The organism is Photobacterium sp. DNB23_23_1 (assembly GCF_052873815.1).
In genome coordinates, this window is the sequence record NZ_JBNNXT010000050.1 from 1 (window position 1) to 16,811 (window position 16,811).

The 16,811-nt window shown below is 49.4% G+C and carries 17 protein-coding genes and 1 tRNA gene; 5 read left to right on the forward strand and 13 right to left on the reverse strand.

All coding sequences use genetic code 11. The annotated features are described in order from the left end of the window. Window positions 1-2: 2 nt before the first annotated feature. From ACVA53_RS21925 to mutY, 4 genes are all read right to left on the reverse strand, one after another. Window positions 3-75, reverse strand: a tRNA-Phe gene (locus tag ACVA53_RS21925). A gap of 128 nt (window positions 76-203) precedes the next feature. Further along, entirely contained in the window at window positions 204-1,340 is a 1,137-nt protein-coding gene (mltC, locus tag ACVA53_RS21930; RefSeq protein ID WP_446506255.1) for a membrane-bound lytic murein transglycosylase MltC, read from the reverse strand. 105 nt (window positions 1,341-1,445) lie between these two features. Then, window positions 1,446-1,718, reverse strand: coding sequence for an oxidative damage protection protein (locus ACVA53_RS21935; protein ID WP_446506256.1), 273 nt, complete (start codon window positions 1,716-1,718; stop codon window positions 1,446-1,448). 116 nt (window positions 1,719-1,834) lie between these two features. After that, window positions 1,835-2,893, reverse strand: coding sequence for an A/G-specific adenine glycosylase (gene mutY / locus ACVA53_RS21940; protein ID WP_446506257.1), 1,059 nt, complete (start codon window positions 2,891-2,893; stop codon window positions 1,835-1,837). Window positions 2,894-3,048: 155 nt separating this feature from the next. Here mutY and trmB point away from each other — a divergent pair, with 155 nt between their 5' ends. From trmB to ACVA53_RS21955, 3 genes are all read left to right on the forward strand, one after another. Further along, window positions 3,049-3,786, forward strand: a complete 738-nt coding sequence (gene trmB / locus ACVA53_RS21945; protein ID WP_446506258.1) for a tRNA (guanosine(46)-N7)-methyltransferase TrmB — start codon at window positions 3,049-3,051, stop codon at window positions 3,784-3,786. Window positions 3,787-3,889: 103 nt separating this feature from the next. Then, on the forward strand, window positions 3,890-4,810 hold the full coding sequence (gene glsB / locus ACVA53_RS21950; RefSeq protein ID WP_255041170.1) for a glutaminase B: 921 nt from the start codon (window positions 3,890-3,892) through the stop codon (window positions 4,808-4,810). 54 nt (window positions 4,811-4,864) lie between these two features. After that, window positions 4,865-5,266 (forward strand): YggN family protein, encoded by a 402-nt coding sequence (locus ACVA53_RS21955; protein ID WP_255041169.1) that lies wholly within the window; start codon window positions 4,865-4,867, stop codon window positions 5,264-5,266. A gap of 233 nt (window positions 5,267-5,499) precedes the next feature. Here ACVA53_RS21955 and hemW read toward each other — a convergent pair whose 3' ends face one another. From hemW to ACVA53_RS21990, 7 genes are all read right to left on the reverse strand, one after another. Then, complete coding sequence (hemW, locus tag ACVA53_RS21960) at window positions 5,500-6,660, reverse strand: radical SAM family heme chaperone HemW (protein ID WP_446506259.1); 1,161 nt, start codon at window positions 6,658-6,660, stop codon at window positions 5,500-5,502. Window positions 6,661-6,663: 3 nt separating this feature from the next. Next, window positions 6,664-7,257, reverse strand: coding sequence for an XTP/dITP diphosphatase (locus tag ACVA53_RS21965; protein WP_255041167.1), 594 nt, complete (start codon window positions 7,255-7,257; stop codon window positions 6,664-6,666). 111 nt (window positions 7,258-7,368) lie between these two features. Continuing rightward, window positions 7,369-7,806: a DUF4426 domain-containing protein gene (locus ACVA53_RS21970; protein WP_255041166.1), complete on the reverse strand. Its 438-nt coding sequence runs from the start codon at window positions 7,804-7,806 to the stop codon at window positions 7,369-7,371. Between the two features lie 146 nt (window positions 7,807-7,952). Further along, the gene (gene yggU, locus ACVA53_RS21975; RefSeq protein ID WP_255041165.1) at window positions 7,953-8,246 is read right to left on the reverse strand and encodes a DUF167 family protein YggU; all 294 of its coding nucleotides are present in this window, start codon (window positions 8,244-8,246) and stop codon (window positions 7,953-7,955) included. After that, window positions 8,243-8,797 (reverse strand): YggT family protein, encoded by a 555-nt coding sequence (locus tag ACVA53_RS21980; RefSeq protein ID WP_255041164.1) that lies wholly within the window; start codon window positions 8,795-8,797, stop codon window positions 8,243-8,245. The genes yggU and ACVA53_RS21980 overlap by 4 nt, the downstream gene beginning before the upstream one ends. 9 nt (window positions 8,798-8,806) lie before the next feature. Further along, window positions 8,807-9,625 (reverse strand): pyrroline-5-carboxylate reductase, encoded by an 819-nt coding sequence (proC, locus tag ACVA53_RS21985; protein WP_446506260.1) that lies wholly within the window; start codon window positions 9,623-9,625, stop codon window positions 8,807-8,809. A gap of 99 nt (window positions 9,626-9,724) precedes the next feature. Then, complete coding sequence (locus ACVA53_RS21990) at window positions 9,725-10,426, reverse strand: YggS family pyridoxal phosphate-dependent enzyme (RefSeq protein ID WP_446506261.1); 702 nt, start codon at window positions 10,424-10,426, stop codon at window positions 9,725-9,727. Window positions 10,427-10,449: 23 nt separating this feature from the next. Here ACVA53_RS21990 and ACVA53_RS21995 point away from each other — a divergent pair, with 23 nt between their 5' ends. Both ACVA53_RS21995 and ACVA53_RS22000 read left to right on the forward strand, forming a co-directional pair. Next, window positions 10,450-11,487 (forward strand): type IV pilus twitching motility protein PilT, encoded by a 1,038-nt coding sequence (locus ACVA53_RS21995; protein WP_446506262.1) that lies wholly within the window; start codon window positions 10,450-10,452, stop codon window positions 11,485-11,487. 14 nt (window positions 11,488-11,501) lie between these two features. Next, window positions 11,502-12,608: a PilT/PilU family type 4a pilus ATPase gene (locus ACVA53_RS22000; RefSeq protein ID WP_446506263.1), complete on the forward strand. Its 1,107-nt coding sequence runs from the start codon at window positions 11,502-11,504 to the stop codon at window positions 12,606-12,608. A 379-nt stretch (window positions 12,609-12,987) separates the two neighbouring features. Here the strand turns inward: ACVA53_RS22000 and ACVA53_RS22005 are convergent, their stop codons facing one another. Both ACVA53_RS22005 and ACVA53_RS22010 read right to left on the reverse strand, forming a co-directional pair. Next, a complete protein-coding gene (locus ACVA53_RS22005) occupies window positions 12,988-14,487 on the reverse strand; it encodes an alkaline phosphatase (RefSeq protein ID WP_446506264.1) in 1,500 nt (499 codons plus the stop codon). 648 nt (window positions 14,488-15,135) lie between these two features. Next, on the reverse strand, window positions 15,136-16,668 hold the full coding sequence (locus tag ACVA53_RS22010) for an alkaline phosphatase (RefSeq protein ID WP_446506265.1): 1,533 nt from the start codon (window positions 16,666-16,668) through the stop codon (window positions 15,136-15,138). Between the last annotated feature and the right edge of the window lie 143 nt (window positions 16,669-16,811).

Consider the following 16,811-nt stretch of genomic DNA (forward strand, 5'->3'; position numbering starts at 1 on the left):
GGTGCCTCGAGGCGGAATCGAACCACCGACACGAGGATTTTCAATCCTCTGCTCTACCGACTGAGCTATCGAGGCAACGGAGCGCTATTAAACGGTTTTTCGTTCTTTTCGTCAACCATTTTTTCAGAAAAATTTCATTGTCGCATTCGGTTGCCTGCTTTTTGCTCGGAAACGCCGATTGTGGCTATTTCCTTGTCATCGCTTCAGATTTTTCCTTGGTTAAATTCTTTTTGGAATGCGGTGACTTTTTCCAAATACCTTCTGGCTTCGGCATTACGGTGCTTGTTGGTCAGTGCCCAGTAGACTTGATTTGGTTGTAAACTGTTCAAATCGTTCATCGCCCGCTTGCGATCACTGCTGTGGAAAGTATTGAGTACTCCTCCTGTTCCACCGTTGTAAGCCGAGATCATGCTGTAATGGAGCGACAGCGGATCACGGACGTCTTTCAAATACCGGGTACGCAATATGTAGAAGTAGGCAGTGCCGGTATCAATATTTCTTGCAGGATCAAACAGGTACTCAGGTGTCGGGATGCCGGGCTTGTTTTTCACTAGCTTGAACACGTCGGCTCCGGCGGTTTTAGGCACCACCTGCATCAGGCCGTAGGCATTGGCGTGGCTGACCGCATAGGGGTTGAAGCTGCTTTCGGTTTTGATAATGGCGTAGATCAGATCTTCGGCAATGCCGTAACGACGGGAGGCATCACGAACAATATTGGCATATTTGTACCCTCGCTGGTTGGCATGGTCGGCCACCATGGGGATTTCAACATAATAGACTTGATGGAAGCGCTCCGAGCGCTTTTTCAGTTTGCTGTTGATCAGATCATCGGCGAAGCGATTGGCACGCCATGACCATTCGATCGGCTTGCCTTCACTGTCGAGTACCTGACCGTAGAGGAACGGCTTGCCACTCAACTCGATAGCCGAATCGGAATACAGATCGACGCCGCCTGGGTTGTCTGGCGTCAGCAAAGTGGTGGTAATCGCTTCCTTGAGGTGTTTGGTCGGTTCGGTTTTGGCAACGGTTTCGACAATAACCATACCGCGCTCAAAGTCGACATGGGCGCGGCTGCGGTAGCCGTCGGTGTATTTTACGTATTGACGCTTGCTGGCGACCAGAGAGTCGTTATCCCCCCAATAGCGTTTTACCTGACCGTTGAAGGAGTTCATCAGCCTGTCGAGCGCGGCAGTATCTTGGGTGAACTGGCCGGGCAACGGGGCGAGGTTGTTGGCAAAACGGTTGGTGGTGGAGTAGTCGACATCGTAGAGTTGCTCGATGAACTCTCGGCTACATCCGCTCAGCATGAGCAGGGATAAAAACAGCGCGCGTAATCTCATAGTTCCCGAAATAAGAAAAAGGCATCTTACAAGAGATGCCTGAATTAGTGACTGATATGCTTCTCTTGAGTTAAACGACCAAGCGCTGAGGAAGCATTAGCGGAATTATTCGCTCGGCGGTGTGTAGCCGTCGATAATGACATCCTGGCCTTCGAACAAGAAGTTAACCATTTCGGTTTCCAGTAGCTTGCGGTGCTCCGGATCCATCATGTTCAGTTTTTTCTCGTTGATCAGCATTGTCTGTTTGCCTTGCCATTCAGCCCAGGCTTCTTTCGAGATGTTGTCGAAAATACGCTTGCCTAGTTCACCAGGATAAAGTTGGAAATCAAGGCCTTCCGCGTCTTTTTTTAGGCGGGAACAAAATACTGTACGGCTCATCGGGGAGCTCCTTCGTTATAACGTTGATTCGTTAGCTTGGGTATATTTATATCATGCTTAATATACTCAAGTAACTTCAAGGTGCATGTAACTTGAAGTTACTCGGGTATACGTTGCTATCTATTTAGCTCGTAGCGTAGGCTCTCGAGGATCTGCTGTACTGGAGCCGCCAATCCAACCTCCGCGGGTTGGTTGAGGTTATACCACAGACCTTTGCCTGCTTCGCTGATGCCGTTGGGTTGTTCGGAAAGGCTCAATTTTACCGGTACGATATCCAAGTGGTAATGACTGAAGGTATGGCGGAATGCGTTGAGCTGCTCTTGATCGCGGATGATCTCTAATTGATCAATTCGCTGCTCGATAATTGCGGTTAGATCGGCGTGATCCTGTTGCGGGAAGCACCACAGGCCGCCCCAGATCCCTGCGGGTGGGCGCTTTTCCAACCAGACATATTCATCATACTGAAAAATGGCAAACCAAGCTTGCTTCTCCGGTAGCGTTTTTTTCGGCTTCTTGCCCGGAAACTCGGCTTGTCTGGCCTGCGCTTTAGCCTCACAACGTTCGGCGACGGGGCACAATTCGCATTTTGGCTTGCTGCGGGTACAGATCATCGCCCCCATATCCATCATGGCTTGGTTATAACGTTCTACGCCCTGAGCGGGGGTGTTGGCCTCGGCAATTTCCCAGAGTTTGTTTTCGACCGGCTTTTTCCCCGGCCAGCCTTCAACGGCATAGCATCGGGCCAACGTGCGTTTTACGTTGCCATCCAAGATGGGGTGATGTTGTTTGAGCGACAGTGACAAGACTGCACCAGCGGTAGAGCGGCCGATCCCTGGTAGGGCAACCACTTGTTCGATATCGGTTGGGAAAACGCCGTTATAGTGCTCAACAATGTGTTTGGCTGCTTTATGCAGGTTTCTCGCTCGGGCGTAGTAGCCGAGGCCAGTCCATAGGTGCAACACTTCGTCTTGTTCCGCTGCTGCAAGATCGGCGACGGTAGGGAAGCGTTCGATGAAACGTTCAAAGTATGGGATCACCGTAGCGACTTGGGTTTGCTGTAGCATGATTTCCGACAGCCAGACCTTGTAGGGGGTCTTTTGCTGTTGCCATGGCAGGGTTTTCCGGCCAAATTTGTCATACCACGCTAAAATGGCATCAGAGAAGGTATTGGTCACAGTTTCAAGCTCACTTTACTGACAGCCGTCTTCGCCTGTCTTATTTTTGGCCCTGATTGCACCACAAAGTCCGGGTCGTCGCAATCGATAGACTTGCACTTGCGCTGTAACTTTGGATAATGCCGTTCCGTTTCTTTTTTGTTTGGATAGTAAGCATGAGCGAAGTTTCAAAAAAGTCAGGTGAAGTTACCCTGAACGAATTTACCGAAGACGGCAAACTGGTACGTAAGGTACGTAGCTTTGTTCGTCGCGAAGGTCGCTTGACCAAGGGCCAAGAAGCGGCCATGGACAATAACTGGGCGGCTATGGGTATCGACTTCGCTCAGCAGATGCTGGACTGGAAAGAAGTATTTAATAACGATAACCCAGTTACACTGGAAATCGGCTTTGGTATGGGTGCTTCTCTGGTTGAGATGGCCAAGAACTCCCCAGAGAAAAACTTCATCGGTATTGAAGTTCACAGCCCAGGTGTGGGTGCTTGCTTGATGGGCGCAGAAGAAGCGGGTCTGACTAACCTACGTGTCATGTGTCACGACGGCGTAGAAGTGTTCGAGCACATGATTGCAGACGGCAGCCTTGATTGCGTGCAGCTGTTCTTCCCTGACCCATGGCACAAGGCGCGTCACCACAAACGTCGTATCGTTCAGCCTGAGTTTGCAGAAATGCTGCGTAAAAAGCTGAAAATCGGTGGTATCTTCCACATGGCGACAGACTGGGAAAATTACGCTGAGCATATGGTTGAAGTGATGGATGCTGCGCCGGGTTACCGCAATACGGCAACAGACGGTGCTTACATCCCACGTCCTGAAGATCGTCCGCTAACCAAATTTGAAGCTCGCGGCCACCGTTTGGGCCACGGTGTATGGGACATGAAATACGCGCGCACTGAGTAAGCCTCAGCGCATTTGGGCAAGAGATTGCCAAGCACCGCTAGGTGTATCCGTTGTTCGAAAAAAGCCAACCTCGCGTTGGCTTTTTTATCCTTGGAGAAAAGTAATGAAACCAACAGAGCAGTTGCTAAACGAGATTTTGGATGAAGTCAGGCCGTTGATCGGCAAAGGCAAAGTGGCTGACTATATTCCTGCATTGGCGGAAGTTCCGGCCAACAAGTTGGGAATTGCTGTGTGTTATAACGATGGTGAAATTATCCAGGCGGGTGATAGCGAGGAAGATTTCTCGATTCAGTCGATCTCCAAGGCGCTGAGTTTGACATTGGCAATGACATTGTACCAGCCTGATGAGATCTGGCAGCGGGTTGGCAAAGAGCCATCGGGCCATGCCTTCAATTCGATGATCCAGCTTGAGCTGGAAAACGGTATTCCACGTAACCCGTTTATCAATGCCGGTGCGCTGGTGGTCTCGGATCTGCTGCACAGTCGTTTGTCAGCCCCGCAATACCGGATGCTGGAGTTGGTGCGAGATCTGGCCCAGAACCCGCATATTTGCTATGACAAGGTTGTTGCCGCCTCAGAGATGCAGCACAGTGATCGCAATGCCTCGATTGCTTACCTGATGCGGTCTTTCGGTAACTTCGACAACGAAGTGATGCCGGTGCTTACCAATTACTTCAGCTATTGCGCCCTGAAAATGAGTTGTGTTGATTTAGCCAAAACTTTCAGCTACTTGGCAAATAAAGGGCTTCCTTTGGGCGCAAAAAAAACAATTATCACCCAAACTCAGTCTAAGCAAATGAATGCGCTACTGGCGACCTGTGGGTTGTACGATGGGGCAGGGGAATTTGCATATCGGGTAGGTATGCCGGGTAAGTCGGGAGTGGGTGGCGGGATCATTGCCATCGTTCCCGGTGAAATGGCCATCGCAGTATGGTCGCCAGAGCTGGATCCTTCGGGTAACTCTCTGGCCGGTACAGCTGCCCTCGAATTGCTGGCTGAGCGGATCGGCCGTTCAATTTTTTAACGGGGTAATGCGGATCAATAAACCTTCGCCTGCCCCGGTTATGGGGAGAGGTTTATGCTATTGCGTGTTTGCGGGTACCAATTAGCGGTTATTGGGTTTGCCTTGTCACTGGGGGTTCAAGCCAGTGATGATCCGGTGTGTCAGTTTGAGTGGCACAATAGCCTGAGTATGCAGGATGGGGCGCTCAACCTGGAGTTGAAGGGAGAGAGTTTTCAGATCCAGCCTAGCGGCCAGCTTTATTTTGGCGTGCACAAGGTCAAACTCAATGACGAGCAATCGGCTTTGTTGGCTGATTATCACCGCCTTATGCTGGATGACTTGCCCTATACCTTGTCCCACTCACAGTTGATCGACCAGAAGTTGTGCGATCAGGTGGCAATGCGCCAAGCGAAAGAAAACGAAATCCAATCCCAAATTCCCGCCCTCAAGCGCTGGCAGAGTGTGACTCTGGATTGATGTGGTCAATTCAGCTTTCTTCATGGTAGTTGAACGAAAATTTCAAAAATGCATAAATACATCCATGTAGCTCTGAGTTGAATTGCCAACTCGGTGCATCCATACCGATAGGTTTTGAAACTTGGTTCGACTACCTAAATTATACCAACCTACATAAATACTTGATTAACTACTTATCCAGATTGGTATTAGATGGCATCGATTTGCCTATCACTAGCCAAAAGACGTTTGATTTATTCGTCTTCCTCGACAAATGCAGCGAGTAAATCATTGAGGAACAGCTTGCCGTGTTCGGTGATCTGCCACTGCTCGCCCTTATCTTCTAGATAATTCTGCTCAAGAGCCCAGTTGATAGGCCTTTCAATGCTCGATAACGGTAGGCCAGTACGATCGACATAATCTTGTTTCGGGCAGGCTTCTAGCAGGCGGAAGCGGTTCATAAAGAACTCGAACGGGCGCTCGCCGGCAGCAACCTGGTTTTCCTGATCCAGATACGGTTTGGCCGGGTTGAGGTAGCCTCGAGGGTGTTTGACCTTCACTGTACGGGTGATAGTACCATCGGCAAAGCTCAGCTTGCCGTGGGCGCCGCAACCGATCCCCAGGTAGTCGCCGAAGCGCCAGTAGTTGAGGTTGTGGCGGCATTGGTAGTCGGGTTTGCTATAGCCAGATATTTCGTACTGGACATAGCCTGCTTCGGCCAGTAGCTGGTGGCCTTGTTCGAAGATGTCCCATAGGTCATCGTCATCTGGCAGTACCGGCGGTTTGGAGTAGAACAGGGTATTGGGTTCGATAGTCAGCTGATACCAAGACAAGTGCGGTGGCTGCAAGGCTATCGCCTGTTTCAGATCCGACAGGGCATCATCGATACTCTGATCCGGCAGGCCGTGCATCAGGTCGATGTTGAAGCTGTCGAGTCCGGCCTCTTTGGCCAGCCCGGCGGCAGTAATGGCTTCTTTGCTGCCATGGATTCGGCCTAGGCGTTTGAGTTTTTCGTCCTGGAAACTCTGGATACCAATCGAGATACGGTTGACGCCTACCGCGCGGTAGGCGTTGAAGCGGCCAGCCTCAACGGTGCCAGGATTGGCCTCCATGGTGATTTCGATATCCTTGCTAAACGGGATCCGTTGCTTGACGGCATCGAGCAAGCGGCCGATTTCCGGCGCGGAGATCAGGCTTGGGGTACCACCACCGATGAAGATGGAATGCAGCTCCCGGGCTTGGCGATTGAGATCATATTTGGCCAAGTCGGTATCGAGATCTTCGATAAGGGCATCAATGTAATCGAGTTCCGGAATATCGGCTTTCAGCGCATGGGAGTTGAAGTCGCAATAAGGGCACTTCTGGACACACCATGGGATATGGATATACAGGCTCAGTGGTGGTGGTACTAGCATGGTTTATGCTTCCTTCAGGGCGGCAAAGAGCTTGGTTAGGGCTTTGCCTCGGTGTGATAGTTGTTTCTTGCGGGCTGGTTCAAGCTGTGCTGAAGAACACTGATCTTCAGGTACCCAGAAAATGGGATCATAACCAAAGCCATTCTCACCATGGGCTTCGGTCAGGATCTGGCCTTCCCAACTGCCGTGGCAGACTAACGGGGTAGGATCATTCTCGTGGCGCATCATCACCAGTACGCAATGGAAGCGGGCGGTACGCTGCTCTGGCGCTACCCCTTCCATTTCTGTTAGCAGCTTTTGCAGGTTTTCTTCATCTGAGGCATCTTCACCTGCGAACCGGGCAGAATAGATCCCCGGTGCTCCCTTGAGGTAGTCGACTTCAAGGCCTGAGTCATCGGCAATCGCTGGCAAACCGGTTTCCTTGGCGGCATGGCGAGCTTTGATGATAGCGTTTTCGATAAAGGTGGTGCCTGTCTCGGCAACCGAAGAGACGTTGTAATCGCTCTGGGCAACCACATCGAAGCCGAAATCAGCCAGCAGGCTCGCCATTTCTTTCACTTTGCCCTGATTACCAGTAGCCAGTACTAATTTGCTCATCACAGTTCCTCACAATAAAGAGGGCGCTATCTTATCTCACTGCCCGGAAATTAAAAGGGGAGCGCTAGGCTCCCTGTAAATACATTCTTTGAACGTTATTGCACACATGGCTTAGTCGACATAAAAAGTCTGGTCAAACGTGATGTTGCCTCGGGTGCCGTTGTGGGATATGTCGATGGAGAAACTGAAGCGCTCTTCATTGGCATGTTTGATTTCAGCGATGTAATAAATCGCTTTACCTTCCCTGAGCTCGCGGAAAGAGAGGTTCTTTACGCTGCCGAGTAGGTTTTTGGCTTGACCATTGAGTACCGCTGTTACTGCCGGTTTTCCCGGCTTATCTGCATCAAGCACGGTGACATTGATCACGGCGGAATACCGGCTGCGCTGGATTTTGTATGTACTGGCAACATCGGGGGTGAGAAATGTTGATGGGAAGCTGGAGTAGTGAACCTCCAAATTACCGATTTTTTCGAACTGCTCGGCATGGACCGGGAAGGTTGCACCCAAGCTGGTAAGTAACAGGGCAAATAAGCTGAAAAAACGAGTCATTTTATTATCCTTTTATACGCACAGGGTCGGGGATTGTCCCTGCACCGGGAGTGGGTATTGCTTAGTTCCATTATAGTCAGACGACATCGCCTGATAAAAAAACAGCCCGGCGTATTGGGGGACGCCGGGCTGGAAATCGCAGTTGGTTATAACAGAGCTTTGATGGGCTCGGGGATAACCTTGGGGGCAGTGATTCGCACTTGCTTGTGACGTCCTAGCTCCCCTTTTTCTATGTCAATCTGCCCCTTGGCGACCTTGAACTGTTTGGACAGGTACTTAGTCAGATGGGCATTGGCCTTGCCATCAACCGGCGGGGCGGTGATCGCCACTTTGATTTCATCACCATGCAGGCCAACCAGTTGGTCACGGCTGGCCTTGGGCTGAATATAGAGCCTTAAGATCAGATCGTCACCATCAAGGTAAACGGCCTGTTGGCTCATAGCTGGAACCAGATCGGGCCGACAACGTCACCGATCAGGAAATTGGCAAACTGCAGGCCAAGGAACAGAACCAATACACTCAGATCCAGGCCACCCATTGCAGGGATAATACGGCGGATAGGGGCTGTCAATGGCTCGGTAAGTTGGTGCATTACATATTCAACAGGGCTGCGGCCTTGGCTGACCCAGCTTAGGATAGCGCGTAGCAGTAGTACCCAGAACAGCAGGCCACCAGCGGCTTTCACTAATGATAGGGCGCCAATCCAGAAGTATTCAGGGGTAAACATAAAGCCACCGCCCAGCACCAACTGCAGGAGGATGAACTTACCCATACTCAGGATGTAGGCAAACAGCAGGGTGGCGACATCCAGTGAGCCAATTGACGGAATAATGCGGCGCAGCGGGCCGACGACCGGCTGGGTTGCCTTGATGATAAACTGCGAAAACGGATTGTAAAAATCGGCACGCGCCCACTGGAGCCAGATGCGCAGCAGCACGACCATTATGTAGAGATCAAATAGGGTACTGACAAGAAAACCAATTGAGTTCATATACTAACCTTAAAATAATTTTTCCATTTCTTCAGCGCGGGAAACGGCAGCACGCATTGCTTTTGCTACGGTATCACTAAGTTGGCACTCGTTGAAAGTGCGGATTGCCTCGGCAGTTGTACCCCCTTTCGAGGTTACCTGGGCACGAAGGGTCGCTAGGTCGGTATCCGGGTTGGCAACGACCATTTCTGCGGCGCCAAGCGCCGACTGCTGTACCAACATACGGGCTTGCTCGGGGGTAAAACCTTGCTTGATGGCTTCTGCCTGCATCGCTTCCATAAACAGGAAGAAGTAAGCAGGAGCACTACCAGCAGCGGCAATAATACCGTTAATTCCCGACTCTTGCTCTACCCAGCATACTTCGCCGACAGCCTGCATTAAGTGTTCGGCAAATTGACGGTCATTGGGGTTGAGGCTGCTAGAGGCGAAGAGGCCGCTCATGCCTTTGCCAATAAGTGATGGGGTATTGGGCATTACCCGCACTAGGCTCAGCTTGGTTGCCAGCATCTGGTTGAGGCGCTCGGCACTCACTCCGGCGGCAATTGAGATCACTAGCTTGCCGGAAAAATCGAGGATCTGCAGTGGTCGGCACACCTCTTCCATCAGCTGGGGCTTAACGGCTAATACAATCACATCGGCATCGGAAGCGGCGCTGAGGTTATTGTCGGTGGTGTGGATCCCGTAATCACGGGCCAACGGCTCGCGGCGGGCTGAGCTTGGTGCGGTCGCGGTGATTTTGTCCGGCGCATAGCCGCTGGCAACGAGGCCAGCGATGATAGAGCGGGCCATGTTACCGGCACCAATGAAGGCAATCGCGCGTTGTTCCATGTTACATCCTTTGTGTTTTCAAGGCCGGGAGGGACGATGACGTCCTTCCTAGACGTTATAATTGTGTGGCTATTATATACCCAAGTTATTCTCGCTGAACTACGAATAATCACGGGCACCAAAAATAGCCGTGCCAATGCGGACAATGGTACTGCCGGCGGCAACGGCGGCATCAAGATCGCCACTCATTCCCATCGACAGGGTGTCAAGCTGCGGGTGTTTGGCCTTGAGCTTGTCCATTGTCTCAGCCAGGCTGGAAAACGCAGCTAACTGGCTGTCGTAATCATCGGCTTTTTGCGGAATCGACATTAGGCCACGTAACACCAGGTTTGGCATGGTGGCGATTTCATCTGCCAGCGCGTCGACGTCATCAAAATCCAGTCCCGACTTGGAGTCTTCACCACTGGTGTTGACCTGGAGTAGGACATTGAGGGGTGCCATACCATCCGGGCGCTGTTCGCTCAGGCGGCGGGCGATCTTGGCACGGTCAACCGAGTGGACCCAGTCGAAGTGCGCGGCAATCGGGCGGGTTTTGTTGGACTGGATCGGGCCAATGAAGTGCCAGCTTAATGACGACGCGAGACCTTGCTGGGCAAAGTACTGGACCTTTTCGACACCTTCCTGAACATAGTTTTCGCCAAATGCTGCATGGCCAGCGGCAATCGCTTCCTCTATCGCGGCAATAGGTTTGGTTTTGCTAACTGCAAGCAGTTGCACTGATTCGGCATCTCTACCGCATTTTTCTGCTGCCAGGCCGATCTGGGTGATGACCTGTTCAATATTTTGCTTGATACTATTCATAATTGATTCTGTGGGGAAAATTTATGGATATCACCGAACTACTGGACTTTAGTGTAAAGCATAACGCCTCTGATCTGCACCTTTCTGCTGGTGTTCCGCCGATGATCCGGGTTGACGGCGATGTGCGCAAGCTGAGTTTACCGGCTTTGGAGCATGCAGAAGTACACCGTTTGGTATTCGATATAATGAATGATGCCCAGCGCCGGGAGTTTGAAGAGCGACTAGAAGTCGATTTCTCGTTTGAATTACCCGATGTTGGGCGCTTTCGTGTCAATGCATTCAGGCAAGCAAGGGGCAGTGCAGCGGTATTCAGGACGATACCAGTCAAGATCCCGACTCTGGAGTCACTGGGTGTGCCTGATGTTTTTTATCAGATCGCCCAGCTTCCACGTGGATTGGTGTTGGTGACCGGGGCTACAGGCTCAGGTAAATCGACCACGATTGCTGCGTTGGTGGATTACATCAACGAGAATTCAAACTGCCATATCCTGACTATTGAAGATCCGGTGGAATTCATCCACACCGGTAAACGTTGCCTTATCAACCAGCGTGAGGTTCACCGTGATACTCACAGCTTCCATAATGCCTTGCGCTCTTCGCTACGTGAAGATCCTGATGTGATTGTGGTCGGTGAGCTCCGTGACCGCGAGACGATCAGCTTGGCCCTGACGGCGGCAGAAACCGGCCATTTGGTGCTGGGAACCTTGCATACCAGTTCGGCGGCCAAGACCGTCGATAGGATCATCGATGTGTTCCCGGGCAATGACAAGGCGATGGTCCGATCCATGTTGTCGGAGTCGCTACGTGCGGTGGTATCGCAGAGCCTGCTCAAGTGTACCAGTGGTGGACGTATTGCCGCCCATGAGGTGATGATGGCGACACCGGCGATTCGTAACTTGATCCGGGAAGACAAGGTGGCGCAGATGTTTTCAATGATCCAGACAGGCTCGGCGATGGAAATGCAGACCATGGATCAGAGTGTCAAGATGCTGGTCGCCCAGGGGCTGGTGGAGGCCGAGGAAGGACGCCGGGTCGTGGACTCTGGCTTTTCGCAGTTTTAGTGGGGATAGAGAGAATGACGTTACAGCATGCACTGAACGAAATGGTGAGCCGCAAGGCCTCGGATCTCTATATTACGGTTGATTCCCCTTGTTTACTCCGCATTGATGGCAACTTCCACCCCCTTGGCGATACGCTCGATCTTAAAGCCATCGAGCAGATGTTTGGTGAGGCGATGGACAGTGAGCAAGAGGCGGAATACCGTGCCAGCAAAGAGGCTAACTTTGCCCTGGTAAGGGGGGAGTATCGCTTCCGGGTCAGCGCTTTCTGGCAGCGAGAATTACCGGGGATGGTGATCCGCCGTATTGAAACGGAAATCCCGGATTTTCATTCACTTAATCTACCGATGGATATGCAGAAGATGGCACTGGCCAAACGTGGGCTGGTATTGGTTGTTGGCGCGACCGGGTCGGGCAAGTCGACGTCGATGGCAGCCATGACCGGTTACCGTAATGGCAACCGCAGTGGTCATATCCTGACGGTAGAAGATCCTATTGAATTCGTACACAAGCACAACAAGTGCATCATCACCCAGCGCGAGGTGGGGCTGGACACCGAAAGCTACGAAGTGGCGCTGAAAAACTCCCTGCGCCAGGCACCGGATATGATCCTGATTGGTGAAATCCGTACTCCAGAGACCATGGAATATGCGATGAACTTTGCCGAGACCGGACATCTGTGTATGGCGACCCTGCACGCCAACAATGCCAATCAGGCACTAGAGCGGATCTTGCATTTAGTGCCGAAAGAGCGCCGTGGGCAGTTTCTGTTCGACCTGTCTTTGAACCTTAAATGTATCTTGGCCCAGCAGTTGATCCCTGATGCGCATGGGATCGGCAGGCATGGTGCTTTTGAGTTGTTGATCAACACCCCGAGGGTCGCGGACTTGATCCGTCGCGGCGAGCTTCATGAGATCAAAGAGACCATGGCCAAATCGAATGAGTCGGGGATGATGACCTTCGATCAGTCGCTCTATGACCTATACAGCACCGGCAAGATCACCGAGCAGGATGCCTTGCACCATGCTGATTCAGCCAACGATCTGCGCTTGATGATTAAAGTGGGAAACAAGAGTCAACGAAGTATGAATGCATTGTCTGGGGTCACCGTCGACATGGGCTGATCTTACGGATCACTCCGATCTTCCTATGGGTAGTCAAAAGTATTAGGCTTGTAATGATCCTAATACTTTTTTTGTTGAACGCTAAGTTGTAAGTAACTGAAATAGATATACATTTATTTTCAACTAGATAACCGTGTACAGGAATATAAGCTTTTGGGTTCAAATAGCCCAAAAGCTGTACAAGCTGATCACCCCTTGAACTTTCTGGGGTAAGCCAAATCAGTTTTTCAAGATCTTGATAAGCGATCGCTTTTCGGTGAAAAGAGAAGGGAAAGCTGTACGTGTGAGGTTGATACAGATTGTTGCTAGCATAAAAAAGAGCCCGCTAAATAAATAGCAGGCTCTTAAAGTCAAACAGTATGCTCAACTATGTTTAAACTTACATAGAATCTTCATCGATGACCGACTTCATCACATCAAAAACGTTAGTGTTGTCGAAGTAATCACCGGTTGCACCATCGTTACGGTACATCTCTGCGTAGTAAGGGTCGTGTCCATCGAAGTAGTCTTTGAACAGTGCTGCACCCGCGCCTTTAGCATATAGGCGTACTAGTTCAGTTGTGTGGTCGCCACTGAAGTATTTAACTTCTGGAGTGGAAAATGCTCCCGCGTTTTCTACCGCTGCGTATGCTTCAATGTCAGAGTTATCACCCAGAACGTACGAGTTACCGTGGTCCGTGGTGACGATTAGCAGGGTCTCATCCCAGCTGCTGTTTGCCTCTACCCACTCAATCACAGCGCTTACTGAGTCATTGAAGTCGATTTGCTCTTCGATGATGCGAGCGGTATCGTTCGCGTGAGCAGCCCAGTCGACAGCACCACCTTCAACCATAACGAAGAAACCGTTCTCGTTTTGGCTTAGGTAGTTCAATGCACCCTGTGTCATCATTTTGAGAGACGGCATATTTTGATTTAGTTCACAACCAAAAGCTTCGCTGGCGTCATTACAGCCTGATTTAGAGCGGCTCTGTTGCATAGTGCTGCCTGTGCGAGGCATTGCTAGCAATGGTCCTTCCATTAGCTCTGCCGATGCATAATCATTTGCTAGGGCAGTGAATTCGTTGAAGCTATCCATAAAGCTCCATGGCAGGTTGCTTCCTTTCGGATAGATCTTTCCTGCCAATACGTCTTCCCAGTCTTCTTCGCTAATCGTGCTATATGTTGGTGAGCTACGGCGATCACCATTGTTATCATAGTGTGGGTGGCCTGTACCCATGATTAGGTCTAGGTGGCCACGTGTTAGCATATCGTAAGCTAGCTCATGGTTCTCATAGCGAGAAGTATTTGTGGTACCAAATACCGCCAAGGTTGCATGGTTAATGTTTACGGAAGACACTACGCCAGTGCTCATGCCCGCTTCTTTTGCATATTCAGTAATTAGCTTAAGAGGCTCGCCGCAGTTATTAACACTGATTGCTTGGTTATAAGATTTCGTACCTGTAGCCAGTGCTGTACCGGCTGCAGCTGAGTCAGTCCAGCCATCGTTTAGGTGTTCGTAACCTTTAAACATGCGACGAGCATTTTCGTCATCGACTCGAGTATCATCCCATGCCTTCTCTGGATCATAAGTGTACTCAGGCTCAAGTGCTTCATCAGTACAATCTTCGGCAGGGGTAGAATTTGTGTTAAGCGGGTAAGTTGTCATGGCATAGCGGTGTTCCATCGCATTGTATGGTGCAACTTTATTTGCCAGCTCTCCGTGCTCATAAAAAGATGCAATATCCCATGCTCCATCACTTGCACCATCTGAAATCATCAAGATAACATTTTTTGCTTTAGCCACAGGTGTTCCAGTTTTAGGTCCGTCAGAGCTACTACTGTTACAACCAGTAATAATAAGCGAGGTAGCTAATGCGACTGCAGATAATTTATGGTTCACTACTATATCCTTGATAGTTAGTTGGTTTTGATAGAGTTAATATAGAGGTGAAGTATTAAGTTAATGTTTAACATTTAATAATTAATATTAAACATTTATTTTACTGAGTGGATTATCATTTGCGATAACATTAATAATGTAAGTAATAATCATTGTCATCTTTTTCACCATGGGTAATTGTATATCGGTTGTTTGTACTCTATGTTTTACATGTGGTTGCAGTGCATTACTTTGGTTTATTAATAGTGGTTAAATTTAATTGCTATAAATAGAAATAATAATTTAACCAATTGACGGTCGTGTAATACCAATATGCTAAGTAGTTGATCAAGTATTTGCACTGGAAAAAATTATTGTTATCAAAGTAGATATTGCAGTAACTAGTGGCTCTAATTACAAAATATCTAATGCAGTGAACAGAGATTTTAACCAGCAAGACTGATCAAATATTTATGTAGGTTGGTATAATTTCTTCTTCATATTACAGCTTCGGTAAATTGTTATATATCTGGTGAAGGGATGTTGTGTTTTATATTAGAGGATAAATAAATTTTTTCGGGGTGGTAAATAAATAAAAGAGCCTGCTAAAGATATAGCAGGCTCTTAATGTCAAACAATATGTTTAGCTATGTTCAACTATGTTCTAACTTACATCGGGTTTACCGCTTCGAACATTACTGATTTCATTACATCAAAGATGTTAGTGTTGTCGAAGTACTCACCGGTTGCACCTTCATTGCGATATTTATCAGCGTAGTAAGGGTCGTTGCCATCAAAGTGCTCTTCAAAGCGCGTTGCGCCAAAGCCTTTTGCATAAACGCGAACCAGTTCAGCGGTGTGGTCACCACTATAGTATTTTACTTCAGGTGTCGTACCAACATTGCTTTCGTTAACAGGGGCGTATGCTTCTAGGTCAGATGTTTCACCCAGTACATATGAGTTACCGTGATCGGTAGTGATAACAAGCAGAGTTTCATCCCAGTTACTGTTGGTTTCAACCCATTCCATTACCGCACTAATAGAGTCATGGAAGTCTGTCTGCTCTTCAATGATCAGACCGGTATCGTTATCGTGAGCGGCCCAGTCAACGGCGCCGCCTTCGATCATGACAAAGAAGCCATTCTCGTTTTGGCCTAGGTAGTTTAGAGCACCTTTAGTCATCATTTCCAGCGTTGGCATATCTGGAATTTCCTTACAGGCGAAAGCTTCCATGCGCTCTTCGGCGGTGCAAGTACGGCGCTGTTGCAACGTTTGTTTGACCTGAGGTATTGCCAGTAGTGGCCCTTCCATCAGTGCTGGGGCTGCATAATCACCTGCTAATGCTTCGAACTGAGATAGGGTATCCATGAATCCCCAAGGTAGCTCGCTGCCAGCTGGGAACAGTAGCCCACTTGTTACGCTTGCCCAATCATCTTCACTGATAGTGGCAAAGTTTGGACTATCTGTACGTACACCGTCATCGTCGTAGTCGGGGTGGCCCGCTCCCATAATAAGATCAAGGTGACCTAGACTCAGCATGCCGCTAGTTAGTCTATTCATAAAGAGACGCGTGGTATCTTTTGTACCGAATACTGCAGGCGTGGCATGGGCTAGGTTCACCGAGGTCACAACCCCTGTGCTCTTACCTGCATCTTTTGCGTATTCGGTGATAAGCTTAAGTGGGTCGCCGCAGCCATCAACGCTAATACCATTAATATAAGTTTTGGTGCCGGTTGCCATCGCAGTGCCCGCTGCTGCGGAGTCGGTCCAGTTCGTGTCTAGGTATTCATAACCTTCAAACATGCGGCGGGCTTCTGGATCATCAACTCGCTTATCACTCCAGGCTTTTTCAGGGTCGTAAGTGAACTTAGGGGTTAAAACATCTTCCGTATTGCTGTCGTTGCAACCGCCAAATATCGGTGGTGAAAGACTTTGGTTCAGTGGATATGTCGTCATTGCATAGCGGTGAGGCATATCTTTTAGCGGTGCAACTTCGTTAGCCATTTGGCCGTGGGTGTAAAATGAAGCAATATCCCATGCACCATCACTGGCTCCATCGGAAATCATCAGAATGACGTTTTTGGCTGTTGTTGGTTTTGGAAGGGGATTTGAACCGCCATCTGTATTGCTATCACTGCTACTCATACAGCCAGTAAGAATAAGCGAGGTAGCTAACGCCATCGCAGATAATTTATAGTTCACCACTATGTCCTTTATAGTTAGTAGTTGTTTTTTCAAGCGATAGAATATAATGTTGAAATATTATATTTGTATGAAGTAAATATTTATTTTTTGCATTATCTTGCTATAAATTGAATTTAAAAAGGTAGTTTGTTTTTTTTATT

Excerpts from the sequence above, each read along its gene's own strand:
- mltC (WP_446506255.1), bottom strand. The coding sequence starts at position 1,340 with ATGAGATTACGCGCGCTGTTTTTATCCCTGCTCATGCTGAGCGGATGT.
- ACVA53_RS21935 (WP_446506256.1), bottom strand. The coding sequence starts at position 1,718 with ATGAGCCGTACAGTATTTTGTTCCCGCCTAAAAAAAGACGCGGAAGGC.
- trmB (WP_446506258.1), top strand. The coding sequence starts at position 3,049 with ATGAGCGAAGTTTCAAAAAAGTCAGGTGAAGTTACCCTGAACGAATTT.
- glsB (WP_255041170.1), top strand. The coding sequence starts at position 3,890 with ATGAAACCAACAGAGCAGTTGCTAAACGAGATTTTGGATGAAGTCAGG.
- ACVA53_RS21955 (WP_255041169.1), top strand. The coding sequence starts at position 4,865 with ATGCTATTGCGTGTTTGCGGGTACCAATTAGCGGTTATTGGGTTTGCC.
- hemW (WP_446506259.1), bottom strand. The coding sequence starts at position 6,660 with ATGCTAGTACCACCACCACTGAGCCTGTATATCCATATCCCATGGTGT.
- ACVA53_RS21965 (WP_255041167.1), bottom strand. The coding sequence starts at position 7,257 with ATGAGCAAATTAGTACTGGCTACTGGTAATCAGGGCAAAGTGAAAGAA.
- ACVA53_RS21970 (WP_255041166.1), bottom strand. The coding sequence starts at position 7,806 with ATGACTCGTTTTTTCAGCTTATTTGCCCTGTTACTTACCAGCTTGGGT.
- yggU (WP_255041165.1), bottom strand. The coding sequence starts at position 8,246 with ATGAGCCAACAGGCCGTTTACCTTGATGGTGACGATCTGATCTTAAGG.
- ACVA53_RS21980 (WP_255041164.1), bottom strand. The coding sequence starts at position 8,797 with ATGAACTCAATTGGTTTTCTTGTCAGTACCCTATTTGATCTCTACATA.
- proC (WP_446506260.1), bottom strand. The coding sequence starts at position 9,625 with ATGGAACAACGCGCGATTGCCTTCATTGGTGCCGGTAACATGGCCCGC.
- ACVA53_RS21990 (WP_446506261.1), bottom strand. The coding sequence starts at position 10,426 with ATGAATAGTATCAAGCAAAATATTGAACAGGTCATCACCCAGATCGGC.
- ACVA53_RS21995 (WP_446506262.1), top strand. The coding sequence starts at position 10,450 with ATGGATATCACCGAACTACTGGACTTTAGTGTAAAGCATAACGCCTCT.
- ACVA53_RS22000 (WP_446506263.1), top strand. The coding sequence starts at position 11,502 with ATGACGTTACAGCATGCACTGAACGAAATGGTGAGCCGCAAGGCCTCG.